The organism is Sphingobacterium sp. UBA1897 (assembly GCF_002337775.1).
GTDB classification, from domain to species: Bacteria; Bacteroidota; Bacteroidia; order Sphingobacteriales; family Sphingobacteriaceae; genus Sphingobacterium; species Sphingobacterium siyangense.
Map to the genome: position 1 here is coordinate 385,108 of NZ_DDGR01000026.1, position 15,509 is coordinate 400,616.

The following is a 15,509-nucleotide window of genomic DNA, read 5'->3' on the forward strand; positions in this document are numbered from 1 at the left end:
TTTATTTTATTACTCTATTCGTCTCTTAAAATTTTTGTAGGGTTGACCATTGCCGCTTTGAGCGAAACTGAACCGGCTGTAAGAACAACCAATAAAATAGTTGTTATCGCCGCTAATAAGAAAACCCAAGGATCTATTGATGTGCGGTAAACATAATTGTCAAGCCACTTGGAAATAATCAGCCAGGAAATCGGAAAAGCAATAAGGAAGGACACGATCACTGGGATCATATAATCTCTACCGATCATCATAACAATATCCTGTTTCGATGCACCTAGGGTTTTACGGATTCCAATTTCTTTCAGTTTAGATTCTGTGCTGAACAATACAAGCCCGGATAATCCGATACATGAAAGTAAAATGGTTATAGCGGCAAATAACTGAACAAGTTTTCCATGGATAATATCCTTTTTATACATTTTATCAAAAGATTCATCCATAAAGGCATAATTGAAGGTTGATTGGGGGTTGTATTTGTTCCATAGCTTTTGGACGGCAGCAAGCGCTTGTTCTTCATGTCCTGGGCTGGTCTTGATATACATTCCGCCAAGTGCATAACCCATACCGGAAAAAAAGATGCAAGGTTTTATAGCTGTTTTTAGGTCATTAAAATTAAAATCCTTCATGACGCCCACAATGGTCAGTCTTTTTCCCTGAAAAGTAATGGTTTTACCAATGGGATTTTTTAAGCCCATTTGTTTAATTGCAGTTTCATTCAGTAGTGCATGACTGCTATCGGAAGGAGTTTTTGTAAAACCAGCTCCTTCGGCTAATTTAATGTCTAAAACAGAAGTGAAGTTTGGATCAATAGCAACGCGTCTAATGAAAAAATTAGACTGCAGTTGGTCTTTCCCATCCCAATTAATATCGGCGGTTTCAGATCCGATGTTACTGATGTCGTTGCTGGCGGCGGTAACTCCTAAAATACCCTGTTGACGCTGCAGTTCGTCTCGGATTGCTTCGTAATGCGTCAAGAAGTTTTTCTGTTCAAATAAAAAGATATTTTCTTTGTTGTATCCTAAATCCTTGTGGCGCATATAGCGCAACTGTTTCTCAAAAATAAAAGTAGTGATAATCAGTATGACCGTGCAGCAGAATTGTAGGACAACAAGTCCTTTTCGTAGATTATTTTTGTTGCCAAATAGTGTGCTGTTATTTTTTAGCTGGCTCAACACCTTGTTGCTTGAGAAAAGTATAGCAGGGTAGATTCCTGCAATTAATACGGTTGTTATAAAGGTGAGTAGAAAGATAAACCACAGTTCGGACGAAAGAAGGCTGAATTGAATGTTTTTTTCAGCGAGCACATTAAAAAATGGAATGGCTAGATAAGCGAGTAGGGTAGCAATACCTAATGAAATCAAAAACAGCACCGCAGACTCGGTCAGATATTGAAGAAAAAGATGACTTCTCTTAGCGCCAATAATTTTACGAATACTGATTTCCCTTATTCTTTTTGTAACTCGGGCCGTAACCAAATTGACGTAATTAATACAGGCAACGAGTAAGATAACAAAGGCAATGACTGCAAATATATAAACGGACTGCATACCGCTATCCTCACCTTTAGGGGTATATAGATTTGTTTGTGTTATTTTCTGTAGGAAGAATGCAAATTTGGTATACAGCGGATTTCCTTGAAAATTGTCTTTTTGAATGGCGGTAAGCTGCTGTGCCACCTGATCCGGATCGGCCCCTGGCTTTAGCAAAAAATAAATGTAATATTGAAAATTGCCCCATTTTTCATCCAGAGGCTCTTTGGATAGACTGGCCAGTAGTTCAAATGGTAATAGATAATCAGCCTTAATGGAACTATTGCTAGGGAAGTCTTTGATGACTGCTGTAATTAGAAAAGGCTGTTTACCAGTTTTCAGAATAGGGTCAACTTCTAAAGAGAGCGTTTGTCCTAATGGGTTTTCATTTTTAAAATATTTATTGGCAATCTTTTCTGTAATAACGATCGATTGTTTTCCTTGGAATAACTTTTCGGGAGTCAATGATTCTGTACTAGCATCGAATACGCTGTTAAAGGTACTGTCAACATACACCCCATGTTCGCTGGCCATCAGTTCATCTTTATTGAACTGTATGTCCTGCCCAGCACTTATGCGGCAAGCCTCTTGTATTGCGGGAATTTTTAATTTTCCATATAGTGCAATTGGCGGTGGTGCAGCATGAACGAATTGGTCATTTTCCTTATCGAAGTTTGTTGACAGTTCATAGACTCGATTCGCATTATTGAAGACTTTATTAAAGGACAATTCGTCCGTAATCCAAAGGGCAATGACAATAACCACTGCTAGACTAATACTTAGTCCAGCAATATTCAGAAGTGTAAACTTCTTGTTTGTAAGCAAGGAACGAATTCCAGTTTTGATCACGTTCTTTATCATTGTCCTTCTGTTATTTGCATAGTGGCTATTGAAAGGACTGCATGCATTGTCTTTTCAATAGCCGCTATGCGATTTTTATTTTTTAATATTCAGCTCCTGTACCTTGTCATACGTTTCGTAGCTTGATACAATAACTTTATCTCCAGGTTGTAGACCTTTGATGACCTCATAATATTCCGGATTCTGTCTTCCTAGTTGGATATCCACACGATACGCTGTGCTTCCATTTTTATCCAATTTGAAGATCCAATTACCACCGGTCTGTTGATAGAATCCTCCTTTTGCCAGTAATAATGCTTTTGTCTCGTCACTTAACGCTAAACGTATCTGCAAAGTTTGTCCACGACGAATCCCTTTTGGAACATCATTGATAAATTCCATGTCAACCTGGAAGCGTCCATTGGTAACTTGTGTATAGACTTTCTTGATACGGAGTTTGTAGGTTTTTTCACCGATAGAAAATTCACCTTGTAGATCTGGGAAAATACGGTTGATATAATGTTCGTCAATATCAGCACGCACTTTGAATCCTGTCAAAACATCGATTTGTCCCAATCGTTCTCCTGCATTTTTGTTTTGTCCGATTTCTGCATCGAAAGCTGTCAATTGTCCGTCAACAGGCGCTCTAACGATCAGATCACCAATTTTTCTTTTCATCAGTTCCAATGCACTCTGTGTACGTTGATAAGTTTGCTTATCCTGATTAGTTTTTTGCGCATTGGAGATTTCGTCCTGTTTTAGGATCTGTTTGGTCAAGTTGACCCGCTCTTTTTGATAGTTGTATTCGTTCTTTGATTTTTCGAACTCTTGTGTGCCAATGGCTTTCTCAGCGAGTAATTTTTTATTGAGGTTATAGACACGTTCTGCTTCTCTATAGGCTTGTTCTACATCAGCCATTTGGTTGCGGTTGTTAATCGATGCTTGTTGTGCATTGGTCTGCGCTATTTGGGACTGTGTCAATAGATTCAGCACTTGTGTTTCTTGTTGTACCAAGGTAAGCTCCTGATCGGTATTGGAAAGACGCATGATTGCATCCCCTTTTTTTAAGATAGCGCCATCTTCTACAAACTTTTCTTCTACACGTCCACCGACAGAAGCGTCGAGGTATATGCTGCTAATAGGAAGCACAGTGCCATTTATAGGGATAAATTCCTGAAAGTTTCCATTTTTTATTTCGACGATAGAGATGCGGTCAGCTTCAACATTCAGTTTGCTTTTGCCGGAGGTAAAATAGAAACTGGCGCTGATCAATCCAACTAAGCCAGCAACCCCCACAATAGTCATGATACGTTTGCTATTCCACTTCTTCTTTTCTAAAGGTCTGTCCATAATTTAATATCAATTTTGTATGTAACTATGAAAGCTGTGCCAAGAATGTAAATTATTGATTGATAGGTTCTTGTTTTGTTTAGTTTTAAGCTTGGTGTTCGATAGCGGACACTTCTTGTACGAAGGCGTACAACTGGAAGTTTTTTGCTGTTTTGGGCGTCAACTGAAGCACTTTTAGCAAATATAAGCTAACTGCCGTGAAGCACATTAGTTCCGGTGGGGCAAAGGTTACTCTGTTGGGGTAACTTAGGTAAGAGGTAGGTCGCTATATTGACCGATCGGTCCTAAAGGTTGGTAAAAATGGTCTGTTAAAATTTAGGATTTAACTATATTACTTTCGTTATTTACTCGACCCTTGTTCGGTGCTTAGTCGGTGCTTAGTCGGAGCTTGTTCGGTACTTCTTCGGTGCTTCTTCGGTTGTGACCGAAAAAAGTCCGAACAAGCTCCGACTGATATCCATTGAATGGAAGAATAACTATCGAACTTGATTTGAATTATTCTGCTATTTATACAGTTTGTCTTTGCTATTGTCCAACTACGCACACCGACTGTTCATTAATGAACATTTTTGAAAATATGTTTTTTGTATCTATTTGATAGTTAGTGTTTTTGTTGTTTGGCATGGCGATGGTCAGCAAGAAAATAAAAAATGGATATGAAGAGAGTCTATATATATAGTACATTATGCTTTTTATTGAGTTATGCCAAGGCAGGGGCGCAACAGACGGAGCAGCGACTAACGGAAAGAGTGGCTGGCACAGCAACAATTGCAGCGGTCGACGATAAACAAATTACCAAGCGGAGCTTAGCTGAGTGTATTCAGTTGGCAATAAAGGCCAATCCAACCTTATTGCAGAATGAACTCGATGTGAGACGTGCGGAGGTGAATTTAGCACAGGCTAAAGCGAATAGACTTCCCGATGTTGATGCAAGCCTACAACATAGCCTAACATCAGGAAGATCTCAGGATAATTCGACCCTTCAATATATTTCATCCAACAACTCAACAGGAAATTTTTCTTTGGGCGCAAGCCTTCCAATATTTAGAGGGTTCCGTTTATTTCACGATATCCGGATGCGTGCTGATGCAAAGACTGCCGGTAAATTGACTTTTGATACGCAGATTAATGCGTTAAAACTGGACGTTATTACCGCTTATATCCAAAGCTTAACTGCTCAGGATATATTGCGGCAATCAGAAATGCAGACTGAAGTAACCCGAGAACAGGTCAGACGTGCGGAGAGTATGCATAAGGAAGGTGCAATTAATCCTGGGGATTACTTTGATCTGAAAGGACAACTGGCAAATGATGTCAACACGATTGAAAATAATCGTCAGTTACTATACAGTAGCCGCGTGAAGCTTGCTGCCTTACTAAATATGGATGAAAATCAATTGGGCGAATTGGATAACCTCGGAATAAAAGAAAGCGGGCAACGACTGGATGCGAAACAGCTCTATGAAATGGCCGTTGATCAATTGCCCGATATACAGGCGCTGGATTATCGGATCAAAGTGGCGGAGCGGGATATTAAGATTGCAAAATCATACTATTATCCGTCATTGAGTCTGAGCGCTGGTTTAGGGTCAAATTATTCTAAATTGGGAATTCAGGGAACGTATTGGTCACAAATGCGTAATAACGTAGGAAAGTATATTTCTCTCAATCTTTCTGTTCCGATTTTTAATCATTTGCAAGTTTATAACAACGTCCGCTTGGCAAAATTAGATCTGCAGACGGCTAGATTTCAAAAAGAGATCCAACAAAATGTTTTGCGGTCGGCGACGTCCAATGCGGTTTTTAACTTGCAGAATGCAAGTAACATGATTACACAATTACGTAGTCAAAATGAAAACTACGCGGAATCTTTTCGTATTGCCAAGGTAGTTTTCGAATTGGGAAACAGTAATTCAGTGATTTTTTTGACCGCAAAAAATAAATTCGATAACAGCCAGATTCAATTGGTCGTCAAACAGTATGAATGGCTGCTGCAAAAATATATCAATGATTATTACGCAGGCTCGTTGAATTTATAGTTATCTTAGTATCTTCAATGAAGTCAGGAAGTATGAAAAAAGCATCTATTTTAGTCGTTGATGATGACCAGGACTTATTAACTGCGGCAAGAATCTTGCTTAAACCTAAAGTTAGTCATATTCAAGTTGAACCCAATCCGGAGAATCTAATAGCACATCTGGAGAAGACACCTTATGATCTGGTGCTTTTAGATATGAATTTTAAAAGTACGATTAATACCGGTAATGAGGGATTATATTGGTTGTCCCGGATCAAAGAAAAGTTTCCACAGGTACATGTCATTATGATTACCGCTTATGGAGCTGTTGATCTCGCTGTAAAATCGCTGAAACAGGGAGCATCGGATTTTGTCGTGAAACCTTGGGAAAATGAGCAATTATTGGCAACGATAGAAAGCGCTCTTGCCGAATCAAAAAATAAAGAAAAGAAAAGTAAAAGTTCCTTGCTCAGTAGTGGGAGCAGTCCTGATTTGATTGGTAATTCCATTGTTATGGACGAATTGCAATATAAATTGGAGAAAATTGCCCCCACAGATGCGAATATATTAATATTAGGTGAAAATGGGACCGGGAAAGACCTGATTGCTCAAGCCATTCAGCGAAGATCCTTACGTTCAGATCGGACTTATGTAAAGGTTGACGTCGGGGCGCTGACAGAAACGTTATTTGAAAGTGAGCTTTTCGGTTATAAGAAGGGCGCATTTACAGATGCACGTGAAGACCGCCAAGGTCGATTCGAAGCTGCAAATGGGGGAACATTGTTCCTCGATGAAATTGGTAATATCTCTTTGCAGCAACAAGCCAAACTGTTAACCGTACTGCAGAATAGACAGGTTACACCGTTGGGTTCCTATCAACCAATATCGGTGGATATACGCTTGATCTCAGCAACCAATGTGCCATTGAAACAGCTTGCAGATGAAAGCCGTTTTCGAAAAGACTTAATTTATCGGATCAATACCGTTGAAATTCAGGTACCGCCCTTACGTGAACGAGGAGAGGATATCAAGCTATTGGCTAATCATTTTCTCGATATTTATTCGAAGAAATACAATAAGCGGATTGAAGGCTTTGAACCAGATGCGGTAAAAAAAATGTGCGCATATCATTTTCCCGGCAACGTCCGAGAACTCCAATACAGCATCGAGCGTGCTGTTATTATGGCTGATCAGCTCAGTATAGCTGGAAATGATCTTTTTTTCTCGCCAATAGAACAACAAATAGATAACCGCGTTGTCGAATCCAGTCCCAGCAGTCAAAATCTGGAAGAATTGGAACGTAAAGCAATCAAATCGGCGATTGAACGTTATAACGGAAATATCAGTAAAGCTGCAAAAGAATTAGGGCTTACCAGGGCGGCACTTTATAGACGTTTGGAGAAATATGATATTTAGTCGATGAGGCACGGAAAAATCTTAAATGCAATCAAGGTTATCTTACTGCTGGTAGCAGCACTTGTGAGCGCTTATTTGCTACTTAAAAGAGAATATGTACAGGCGGCTTTGATCTTTTGTATGATGCTATACCTGGGTTTTAACCTATATGCACAGTATAATTTTTTGGCCAGGCAGCTGATTGAGTTTTCCGAAGCGGTCAAATACCGCGACTTTACCAGACGCTTCTTGGTGAAAAATACAAAGTCAGTGGAAGGGCAGCTTTTTATGGCCTTTAATCAGATCAACGAGACTTATAAGGAGATCAGCATTAAGCAGGAGATTCAGCACCAATACCTGGATCGTGTGATCAATATGCTGAATTCGGCGATTATCTTTTATGAGATGGATAGTGGTAAGGTCATGTGGGTAAATGAAGCTTTCAAACAGCTATTTCATTTGCCACACCTTGGAAATATCACGGGATTGAAGAAAAAAAACAATGATCTTTATGAAAAAACCATGTTGCTTGAAAATGGACAGCAGCAGATGGAGTCCGTTCAGTCAAGTAAAGGAAAAATAAAATTATTGATTCAGAGCTCAAGCTTTGAGACACAGGACGCTTTGTTTCGCATTGTGGTGTACCAAAATATCAACGAAGCAATTGATGAGACTGAGACAAAGGCATGGCATAAATTATTACGTGTACTGACACATGAAATCATGAATTCCATCGCTCCGATCAGCTCACTTGCTGAAACCTTAAACGGTCGTTTGGACCATTTTAAAGGAGCTGAAGATATTGATGATCTAAAAACAGGTATTTCCACCATCAAACGTCGTAGCGAAGGACTTTTACATTTTGCGAAGAGTTATCGTATGATCAATAAAGTCGATCAGCCTCAGCTAGCGCCGATCCAAATTTCGCAGTTATTTGAGCATATCTATCAGCTGCTTGAACCAACCTTGATCCAGAAAAATATTGATGTCGATATTATTCTGAAAAATACACGGCTAATCTTATCTGCCGATGTCAATTTGATCGAGCAGGTTATTATCAACTTAATGTTGAATGCAATAGATGCGGTTAAAAATAGGGAAGAAGCCTATATTAGTTTATCTGCTCTTGAAGTAGACGGAAAGGTGCAGATTCGGATTGAAGATAACGGGGCAGGAATTCCTGCTGATCTTCAGGAGCAGATCTTTACACCATTTTTTACAACGAAGAAGACGGGTACAGGGGTCGGCCTTACCCTGAGCAAACAGATTATGCTTTTGCACAAGGGAACTATTTTCCTCAATAGTACAGAAGGCGAGGGGAGTGTTTTTGTGCTTCAGTTTTAGGAGGGCATTCCTGCAAACTAAAACCTAATGTTCCATGTGAAAAATCATAAAATTTAGCGATGTTTGCAGCGAAATGAACTACATGCTTAAGTATTGGCGACATTATTTTGTATCCCATAGTCGCCATGGGACCCATTCTCCTTTTGTTTATAAATTGGTAGACGAAGTAATTTATCAAAAGACATCCAAAGCGAGCGTTTCAGAATTACCACAAACTATTCAAAACGAGAGCAAGGTAGAACAGAAAAAGTATGCATTAATCGATCGATTATTAAGGACATTTGCTTACGACAATTTTAGCTACTGGGCCGATCATCCGCGCGAAAGTTATAGGAGTCTTTTGCACGACCAATGTGGACGTTATGCGTACCGACATATTTATTATATTGACCAGGACGATCTTGACCTGAATTTTTTGGAAAATATTGGGGATCGAGATCTATTAATTATAAACGAGCCCCATTTATCAGTGAAAAGGGAAGTCTATTGGAATAAGCTGAAGGAGGATGATCATAGTGTAGTTACGATAGATCTATACCGAATTGGGTTGGTTTACTTTAGAAAAGGACAGCGAAAAGAGAATTTCCTGATTCGATTTTAAGCTGCTGTTCCGATCTAGGCTTCTGTTCCGACCTCTTTTTGACTGTCGATGGTCAGTCATCTACCGCGTTCCGTTGGGCATCAACTATTTTAGCAGAAGTTTTAGGGCAGTAGAGAGGAGAGGAAAAAGTGGATGTCATTAGGCAAGAATAAACAAGAGCATCCATGCCTATATGGATGCTCTTGTTTATTAAAAAGCTTCACTTAGGGACAGATAGAAACCCGACTGTCGCTTTTCTCCAGGTCTTTGTTCACCAAAAGAATAATCAAAGCGTATGCTGCTATTGTGTTCGAGACTAAAGAAGTAGCGTAAACCACCACCATAACTTGCGACATATCGGCTGCTATTTTCTTTGGAAAAGGTCGATCCGAGTCCTGAAAATCCAACGATGCCAAAGCGTGGATGGAAACGATAACGCAGTTCAGCCTGTGAGGCAAGATAATTCTTGTCCCGATAACGTCCGAGGTAATAACCGCGCATCATCATGTCTCCACCGAGCTCACGGTAGTTGTAAAATGGGACGGTTTTTCCAAATGTGGAACGAAAGATTCCTTGCAGAGCCAGCGTGACTTGGTTGTGCAGTGGAATAAAGCCACGGAGATCTACATCGAGGTTTGCCCCCGTAAAATCAGTACTTGTCCATAACTTTGGAGCATAGGCTAGCCGCAATTTAGCATAATACCCCTTTGTTGTATAAGAAACGTTGTCCCTATTGTCAAACAATTGCGAAAGACCTATGAGTAGCTGTTGTCCGCCATGCTTCCCAATAAGATCGGAATGATTGAAAATACGATCGGCACTGTCGCTACGAATGGTGAAGTTATCGTATTGAATGTTGATACCTGAATACAGGTTGTTGCTGATTTTTTTCTCAGCTTCGAGTTTGACGCGAAATAATTTTTGATCAATGCGTTCTTCATCGGCTTTCCAAGTGTCCATACCGACGCCATAATAGTTAAAGGGCCAATTACGGTAGCGTATTTCACTAATCAGATGGTAGTCGTTGTTTTTAGTCCAAAGATCGGTCTGTAGTTTGAAGTTGGACTGACTATTGGATGTAAAGGTTCCCATGACCGTGACGGTGGAGGTGCGGATTTTGGGATCAGATTTGTCCAGATAAAAATTATACGCGCTCGCCAGGCCGTATTCAACTCCCGTTTCCTGCGCATAACCAACGGCCGGTAAAACCATAAAACTACCGGAACGTGTCGAATCTCTTTCAGCGGAAAGAAATTTTTTACTCAATTTTTGAATAATATTTTGAGCTTTCAATTCGGCCGATCCCATTAAAAGTACCGTAAATAGTACGGAGTATCGGGTAAGTTTTGAAAGTGATTGCGGTAAAATTTGCATGCCCAAAGATAGTATATTAGCCAAATAACCAAAACAGGTAAATATGGAACCAAAAATTATTGTGCTGCATATCAGTATAATTGCCAAAAACTGTCTTTTTTTTTTGACAAATATTTTTGTAAAGTGAGTTTTGTGTCTATCTTTGCATCAGCAAACAAGGGAACAACGGTTCAAAACAACAAAAGTTTGCTTAGTTCTTTAAATGAAAAAAAATAAAAAATAAACTTGCAGAAATCAAAAGTAAATTCGATATTTGCACTCGCTGAAAAGGTAGAAATGCTTGGTCAGACGTTGATAGAATGTAAGTTTAAATAAAGATATTAGAAGCCTCTTTAGCTCAGCTGGTAGAGCAACTGACTTGTAATCAGTAGGTCATTGGTTCGATTCCGATAAGAGGCTCTAAATGTAACGAAAGTTACAGGTCTGGAGGGGTTCCAGAGCGGTCAAATGGGACGGACTGTAAATCCGTTGCTTCGGCTTCGAAGGTTCGAATCCTTCTCCCTCCACACTTTATTTTAATTAGGGTGTTAGATTTACTCTAGTTTCTAATTATTAAGCGGAAGTAGCTCAGTTGGTAGAGCGATAGCCTTCCAAGCTATAGGTCGCGAGTTCGAACCTCGTCTTCCGCTCAAATTTTTCAAGTATTAAATTTAGTCTCTATCTTCTTTGATAATAATGTATCTAAAGGTGGGGGCATTAATACGTAAATAAGGTTTTTTAGTAAGCCGAAGTAGCTCAGGGGTAGAGCACTTCCTTGGTAAGGAAGAGGTCGTGGGTTCAAATCCCATCTTTGGCTCGTACTTGTGTAAAAGTTAAGCAAGAGTATATAACAAATAGAAATAATTTATAATTACTAATTCGCATAAACATGGCAAAAGAGAAATTTGACCGTAGTAAACCACACTTAAACATTGGTACTATCGGTCACGTTGACCACGGTAAAACTACAACTACAGCTGCTATCACTAAAGTATTGGCTGATAAAGGTTTGTCAGAAGCTCGTTCATTTGATTCAATTGACTCTGCTCCTGAAGAAAAAGAGCGTGGTATCACAATCAATACTGCACACGTAGAATATTCTACAGCTAACCGTCACTATGCACACGTTGACTGTCCAGGTCACGCTGACTACGTTAAGAACATGGTAACTGGTGCTGCTCAAATGGACGGTGCTATCATCGTAGTTGCTGCGACTGATGGTCCTATGCCTCAAACTCGTGAGCACATCTTGTTGGCTCGCCAAGTAGGTGTTCCTGCGTTAGTAGTATTCATGAACAAAACTGACTTAGTTGATGACCCTGAGTTGTTAGACTTAGTTGAAATGGAAGTTCGTGAGTTATTATCATTCTACGAATTCCCTGGTGATGATATCCCTGTAATCAAAGGTTCTGCTTTAGGTGCATTGAATGGTGAGCCTGAGTGGGTTGAGAAAATCATGGAATTAATGGATGCTGTAGATAACTACATTCCAATTCCTCCACGTTTGACTGACTTACCTTTCTTGATGCCAGTAGAAGACGTATTCTCGATCACAGGTCGTGGTACAGTTGCTACAGGTCGTATCGAAAGAGGTGTAATCAACTCTGGTGATCCAGTTGAGATCTTAGGTATGGGTGCTGAGAACTTGAAATCTACAGTAACAGGTGTTGAGATGTTCCGTAAAATCTTAGATTACGGTGAGGCTGGTGATAACGTAGGTTTATTGTTACGTGGTATTGAGAAAACTGATATCAAACGTGGTATGGTTATCTGTAAACCAGGTTCAGTAACTCCTCACGATCATTTCAAAGCTGAGGTTTACGTATTGTCAAAAGCTGAAGGTGGTCGTCACACTCCATTCTTCAACAAATACCGTCCTCAATTCTATTTCCGTACAACTGACGTAACTGGAGAGATCTCTTTACCAGAAGGTACTGAAATGGTTATGCCAGGTGATAACGTTACAATCAGCGTGAAATTAATTTCTGCTATTGCAATGGAAAAAGGTCTACGTTTCGCTATCCGTGAGGGTGGTCGTACAGTAGGTGCTGGTCAGGTAACTGAAATTATCTAGTCTTTAATAAAGATTTAGAATCACATAGAATAAGCTAATCGACTGAGGTTGATTAGCTTATTTTTTCGATAAGCGATTTATCGGATTAGAATAAAAAAAAGTGAAAAAAGATTTGCAGAAAGTGGTTTAAAACACTATATTTGCATCACAAAATAAGAAATACACGGGCATAGTTTAAAGGTAGAACGAAGGTCTCCAAAACCTTTGGTCTGGGTTCGAGTCCTGGTGCCCGTGCTTATAAAAACAGATAAACTAAAATGGCAAAAGTACTTGATTTTTTTAAAGACTCTTATGTAGAGATCACTGAGAAAGTGACTTGGCCTACATGGTCTCAGTTACAAAGTTCAGCTGTTATTGTGCTTGTTGCGTCTCTTCTTATTGCATTGGTTGTCTTTGTAATGGATAAAGCTTCAAGCGTAGGGTTAGAATTCTTGTACGGTATTGCTTCTTAATTTTTCAATCGTATTTATTTATGGCAGATCAAGGTTTAAAGTGGTACGTAGTTCGTGCTGTAAGTGGTAAAGAAAAGAAAGTAAAGCAATATATTGATGCCGAAGTTAGCCGTTTAGGTATTGAGCACTTGATTCCTCAGGTGTTGATTCCAATGGAAAAATACTACTTGATGCGCGATGGTAAGAAAGTTGCTAAAGAACGTAACTACTATCCTGGTTATGTTTTATTAGAAGCAGCTCTTGACGGTGAGTTAGAGCACATCATCAAAAATATCAATAGTGTAATTGGTTTCTTGGGCGATAAAGCTGGTAACGCGGTTCCTTTGCGCCAAGCAGAAGTAAATCGTATCCTAGGTAAAGTGGATGAAATGGCCGAGCAAGGTGAAACCATTAACGTTCCTTACTATGTGGGTGAAACAGTGAAAGTCAACGACGGTCCTTTCAACGGATTTACCGGAGAAATCGAAGAAGTCCACGAAGATAAAAAGAAATTAATCGTGATGGTGAAAGTCTTCGGTCGTAAGACGCCACTTGAACTAAACTACATGCAAGTAGAAAAAGAGTAAGATTAGTAATTAACGATAGAGAAAAGCTTTTCATGAAAATTGGAAGGCTTTTTTTGTATCTTACTACAAATGAAAAGGCCAACTATTTATCTATTCGTATTGGTGTATGTGCTGACATTGCTGAGCTGTGCAAATGTCGAGAAGTACAATCGATTTATTGAAACTCCCCTGGCGGTGGAAGCTATGCAGCAAGACATCAACTATGTTGAGCATAACTTATGGAAAATGCATCCAGACTTGTTTCTATATGTGCGAGAAGATCAGTTAAAGGGTAAGTTCGACAGCCTTCGTAGGGCGATCCGCCAGCCATTATTGCCCAATCAGTTTCAGTTGGCATTAGCATCTGTACTGGCTCAAGTTCGGCAGGGGCATATGACGCTGAGTCCCCTTATTTCCAAATTTGACCCGAAAGGTAAGGATAAAGTCCGTTATCAAAAAAGTAAGGGGCCCTTTTCACAACTGGGATTTCATTGGCAGGAAAATACACTCTATCTCTCAAAAAATGGAACGTTAGATTCAAGTTTGGTAGCAGGCTCTAAAATTCTTTCTATTGAGGGGATACAACCACAAAATCTGTACACAAAATATCGTCCAACCTTTACGTCGGACGGCTATAATACGACATTTATCGATCAGGCTTTTGAGCGTTTATTACCGCGGTATTACCAATTGGAACTGGGGTATAAAGATTCTATTTCGGTTTTGTTTTCTCGCGCCGATAGTACATATCAGCGGACTGTGGTCAGAAGGTTTGACAGTGTCGATACAAAGGCTAAATCAGGGATAAGGACCACGGTTGTTAAAAAAGTGAGCCAACCTGATCAGAAGAAAAGTGATCAAAAAAAGCAGCGTAAAATCTTTGGGTATAATGCCAACCTAAAAAGAATGAGTAAACAGCTCTCTTTCCCTGTTAAAGGCGATAGTAGTGTTGCTTTATTGAAAGTGGTTGACTTTTCGTATGGACGTCCAAAAGAAGCCTATAGAAGGATTTTTGATCGGCTGGAGCTTAATTCGGTCCAATACCTGATCTTGGATCTTCGTGGCAATTTGGGTGGACGTTTGTCCGATGTCCGTGAACTATACAGTTACTTAGTGGAAGAGGATAAATTCCAATTTGTTCAGCCGGCAGTTATCAGCTCAAAATTCAACTTGCCGTTTTATCAGGTAAAAGGATTGCCGGGCTGGTCTTATCCCATTTTATCACCATTTATTATTCCAAGTGCTGTAGTATCCTGGACAAAGAGCTTTTCCAAAGATGGGATAAATTATACCCACCTTACAGGGAGCAAAGTCGAGAAATCAAAAGGCAGTCGCTATCGCGGTGATTTATTTGTATTGATTGATGGCGGTACTTTTTCTGCTGCGAGTTTAATTGCTACAAATCTAAAAGTTGGGAAGCGGGCTGTGTTTGTGGGCGAGGAGACAGGTGGGGCAGCTAGTGGCACAGTTGCGGGAGTTCTTCCAGTGCTGAAACTTCCAAACTCCCATCTGCGTTGGCGTTTTGGCCTAATGGATGTCAAACCTTATTATCAAGTAAACGAAGCGGGGCGGGGTGTCATGCCGGATATTCCTGTCGTGCGGAGTGTTGATGATGTTATCAAGGGGAAAGATCCAGTATTGGATAAGGTGTTGAAGTCTATTAAAAAATAAGGAGAAGTGTAAGCGGGGGATTAGGCTTTACTTTGAGATCGTTTCCCTTGAAATAAGGCAATTATTTTCTTTAGAACAAGTTTGCTATAATGATAGATTAAGCCAAATATATTCTCTCCTGTTATATCGCTAGCCAAAGCAGGTGGTAAAAGTTCATAGATCGTGATACCAAAATAATCCGCTATTTTGTATACCTGCTCTACCTTTAGCTTCGTCTCATTGCGTTCGATTTTTGAATAGGCAGCCTGTGATATCTCCAAAACGAATGCAACAGCTTCCTGTGATATCCTGAGACTTTCTCTTTTCTGCCTAATAATTGTTCCGATTTCTTCTCTTGCCATTCTTTAAAAACCCAAATT

At 39.8% G+C, this 15,509-nt stretch carries 12 protein-coding genes and 5 tRNA genes; 13 read left to right on the plus strand and 4 right to left on the minus strand.

Translation table 11 applies throughout. The features are described from left to right. Positions 1 to 14: 14 nt before the first annotated feature. Positions 15 to 2,390 carry an ABC transporter permease gene (locus B4N43_RS18320; protein WP_075991169.1) on the minus strand — a complete coding sequence of 792 codons (2,376 nt, stop codon included), beginning with the start codon at positions 2,388 to 2,390 and terminating at the stop codon, positions 15 to 17. Positions 2,391 to 2,465: 75 nt separating this feature from the next. Then, on the minus strand, positions 2,466 to 3,719 hold the full coding sequence (locus tag B4N43_RS18325; RefSeq protein ID WP_075991170.1) for an efflux RND transporter periplasmic adaptor subunit: 1,254 nt from the start codon (positions 3,717 to 3,719) through the stop codon (positions 2,466 to 2,468). A gap of 656 nt (positions 3,720 to 4,375) precedes the next feature. On the opposite strand from B4N43_RS18325, the gene B4N43_RS18330 reads away from it, so the two are divergent. From B4N43_RS18330 to B4N43_RS18345, 4 genes are all read left to right on the plus strand, one after another. Beyond that, complete coding sequence (locus tag B4N43_RS18330) at positions 4,376 to 5,758, plus strand: TolC family protein (protein ID WP_158638948.1); 1,383 nt, start codon at positions 4,376 to 4,378, stop codon at positions 5,756 to 5,758. Positions 5,759 to 5,790: 32 nt separating this feature from the next. Beyond that, complete coding sequence (locus B4N43_RS18335) at positions 5,791 to 7,152, plus strand: sigma-54-dependent transcriptional regulator (protein ID WP_070566332.1); 1,362 nt, start codon at positions 5,791 to 5,793, stop codon at positions 7,150 to 7,152. A gap of 3 nt (positions 7,153 to 7,155) precedes the next feature. Next, entirely contained in the window at positions 7,156 to 8,475 is a 1,320-nt protein-coding gene (locus tag B4N43_RS18340) for a sensor histidine kinase (protein WP_286735828.1), read from the plus strand. A gap of 82 nt (positions 8,476 to 8,557) precedes the next feature. Further along, on the plus strand, positions 8,558 to 9,076 hold the full coding sequence (locus tag B4N43_RS18345) for a hypothetical protein (protein WP_075991172.1): 519 nt from the start codon (positions 8,558 to 8,560) through the stop codon (positions 9,074 to 9,076). Between the two features lie 189 nt (positions 9,077 to 9,265). Here B4N43_RS18345 and B4N43_RS18350 read toward each other — a convergent pair whose 3' ends face one another. After that, positions 9,266 to 10,429, minus strand: a complete 1,164-nt coding sequence (locus tag B4N43_RS18350) for a BamA/TamA family outer membrane protein (RefSeq protein WP_286735829.1) — start codon at positions 10,427 to 10,429, stop codon at positions 9,266 to 9,268. A gap of 326 nt (positions 10,430 to 10,755) precedes the next feature. Here B4N43_RS18350 and B4N43_RS18355 point away from each other — a divergent pair. From B4N43_RS18355 to B4N43_RS18395, 9 genes are all read left to right on the plus strand, one after another. Then, positions 10,756 to 10,828: transfer RNA gene (locus tag B4N43_RS18355), tRNA-Thr, on the plus strand. Between the two features lie 26 nt (positions 10,829 to 10,854). Continuing rightward, positions 10,855 to 10,935: transfer RNA gene (locus B4N43_RS18360), tRNA-Tyr, on the plus strand. Between the two features lie 50 nt (positions 10,936 to 10,985). Beyond that, a tRNA-Gly gene (locus B4N43_RS18365) sits at positions 10,986 to 11,058 on the plus strand. 95 nt (positions 11,059 to 11,153) lie between these two features. Next, positions 11,154 to 11,225: transfer RNA gene (locus tag B4N43_RS18370), tRNA-Thr, on the plus strand. 72 nt (positions 11,226 to 11,297) lie between these two features. Continuing rightward, positions 11,298 to 12,482, plus strand: coding sequence for an elongation factor Tu (tuf, locus tag B4N43_RS18375; RefSeq protein ID WP_075991174.1), 1,185 nt, complete (start codon positions 11,298 to 11,300; stop codon positions 12,480 to 12,482). A gap of 163 nt (positions 12,483 to 12,645) precedes the next feature. Further along, positions 12,646 to 12,716, plus strand: a tRNA-Trp gene (locus B4N43_RS18380). Between the two features lie 23 nt (positions 12,717 to 12,739). Continuing rightward, positions 12,740 to 12,934, plus strand: a complete 195-nt coding sequence (gene secE / locus B4N43_RS18385) for a preprotein translocase subunit SecE (RefSeq protein ID WP_028072657.1) — start codon at positions 12,740 to 12,742, stop codon at positions 12,932 to 12,934. Positions 12,935 to 12,954: 20 nt separating this feature from the next. Continuing rightward, positions 12,955 to 13,500, plus strand: a complete 546-nt coding sequence (gene nusG, locus B4N43_RS18390; RefSeq protein WP_046672242.1) for a transcription termination/antitermination protein NusG — start codon at positions 12,955 to 12,957, stop codon at positions 13,498 to 13,500. A 69-nt stretch (positions 13,501 to 13,569) separates the two neighbouring features. Beyond that, entirely contained in the window at positions 13,570 to 15,150 is a 1,581-nt protein-coding gene (locus B4N43_RS18395; RefSeq protein WP_088160336.1) for a S41 family peptidase, read from the plus strand. 20 nt (positions 15,151 to 15,170) lie between these two features. Here the strand turns inward: B4N43_RS18395 and B4N43_RS18400 are convergent, their stop codons facing one another. Beyond that, positions 15,171 to 15,491: a helix-turn-helix domain-containing protein gene (locus B4N43_RS18400; RefSeq protein ID WP_075991176.1), complete on the minus strand. Its 321-nt coding sequence runs from the start codon at positions 15,489 to 15,491 to the stop codon at positions 15,171 to 15,173. Positions 15,492 to 15,509 lie beyond the last annotated feature (18 nt).

What these genes read in the sequence shown, in the direction of transcription:
- B4N43_RS18395 (WP_088160336.1), top strand. Translation starts at nt 13,570, where the DNA reads ATGAAAAGGCCAACTATTTATCTATTCGTATTGGTGTATGTGCTGACA.
- B4N43_RS18340 (WP_286735828.1), top strand. Translation starts at nt 7,156, where the DNA reads ATGAGGCACGGAAAAATCTTAAATGCAATCAAGGTTATCTTACTGCTG.
- B4N43_RS18320 (WP_075991169.1), bottom strand. Translation starts at nt 2,390, where the DNA reads ATGATAAAGAACGTGATCAAAACTGGAATTCGTTCCTTGCTTACAAAC.
- B4N43_RS18350 (WP_286735829.1), bottom strand. Translation starts at nt 10,429, where the DNA reads ATGCAAATTTTACCGCAATCACTTTCAAAACTTACCCGATACTCCGTA.
- B4N43_RS18345 (WP_075991172.1), top strand. Translation starts at nt 8,558, where the DNA reads ATGCTTAAGTATTGGCGACATTATTTTGTATCCCATAGTCGCCATGGG.
- tuf (WP_075991174.1), top strand. Translation starts at nt 11,298, where the DNA reads ATGGCAAAAGAGAAATTTGACCGTAGTAAACCACACTTAAACATTGGT.
- nusG (WP_046672242.1), top strand. Translation starts at nt 12,955, where the DNA reads ATGGCAGATCAAGGTTTAAAGTGGTACGTAGTTCGTGCTGTAAGTGGT.
- B4N43_RS18330 (WP_158638948.1), top strand. Translation starts at nt 4,376, where the DNA reads ATGAAGAGAGTCTATATATATAGTACATTATGCTTTTTATTGAGTTAT.
- B4N43_RS18335 (WP_070566332.1), top strand. Translation starts at nt 5,791, where the DNA reads ATGAAAAAAGCATCTATTTTAGTCGTTGATGATGACCAGGACTTATTA.
- secE (WP_028072657.1), top strand. Translation starts at nt 12,740, where the DNA reads ATGGCAAAAGTACTTGATTTTTTTAAAGACTCTTATGTAGAGATCACT.
- B4N43_RS18400 (WP_075991176.1), bottom strand. Translation starts at nt 15,491, where the DNA reads ATGGCAAGAGAAGAAATCGGAACAATTATTAGGCAGAAAAGAGAAAGT.
- B4N43_RS18325 (WP_075991170.1), bottom strand. Translation starts at nt 3,719, where the DNA reads ATGGACAGACCTTTAGAAAAGAAGAAGTGGAATAGCAAACGTATCATG.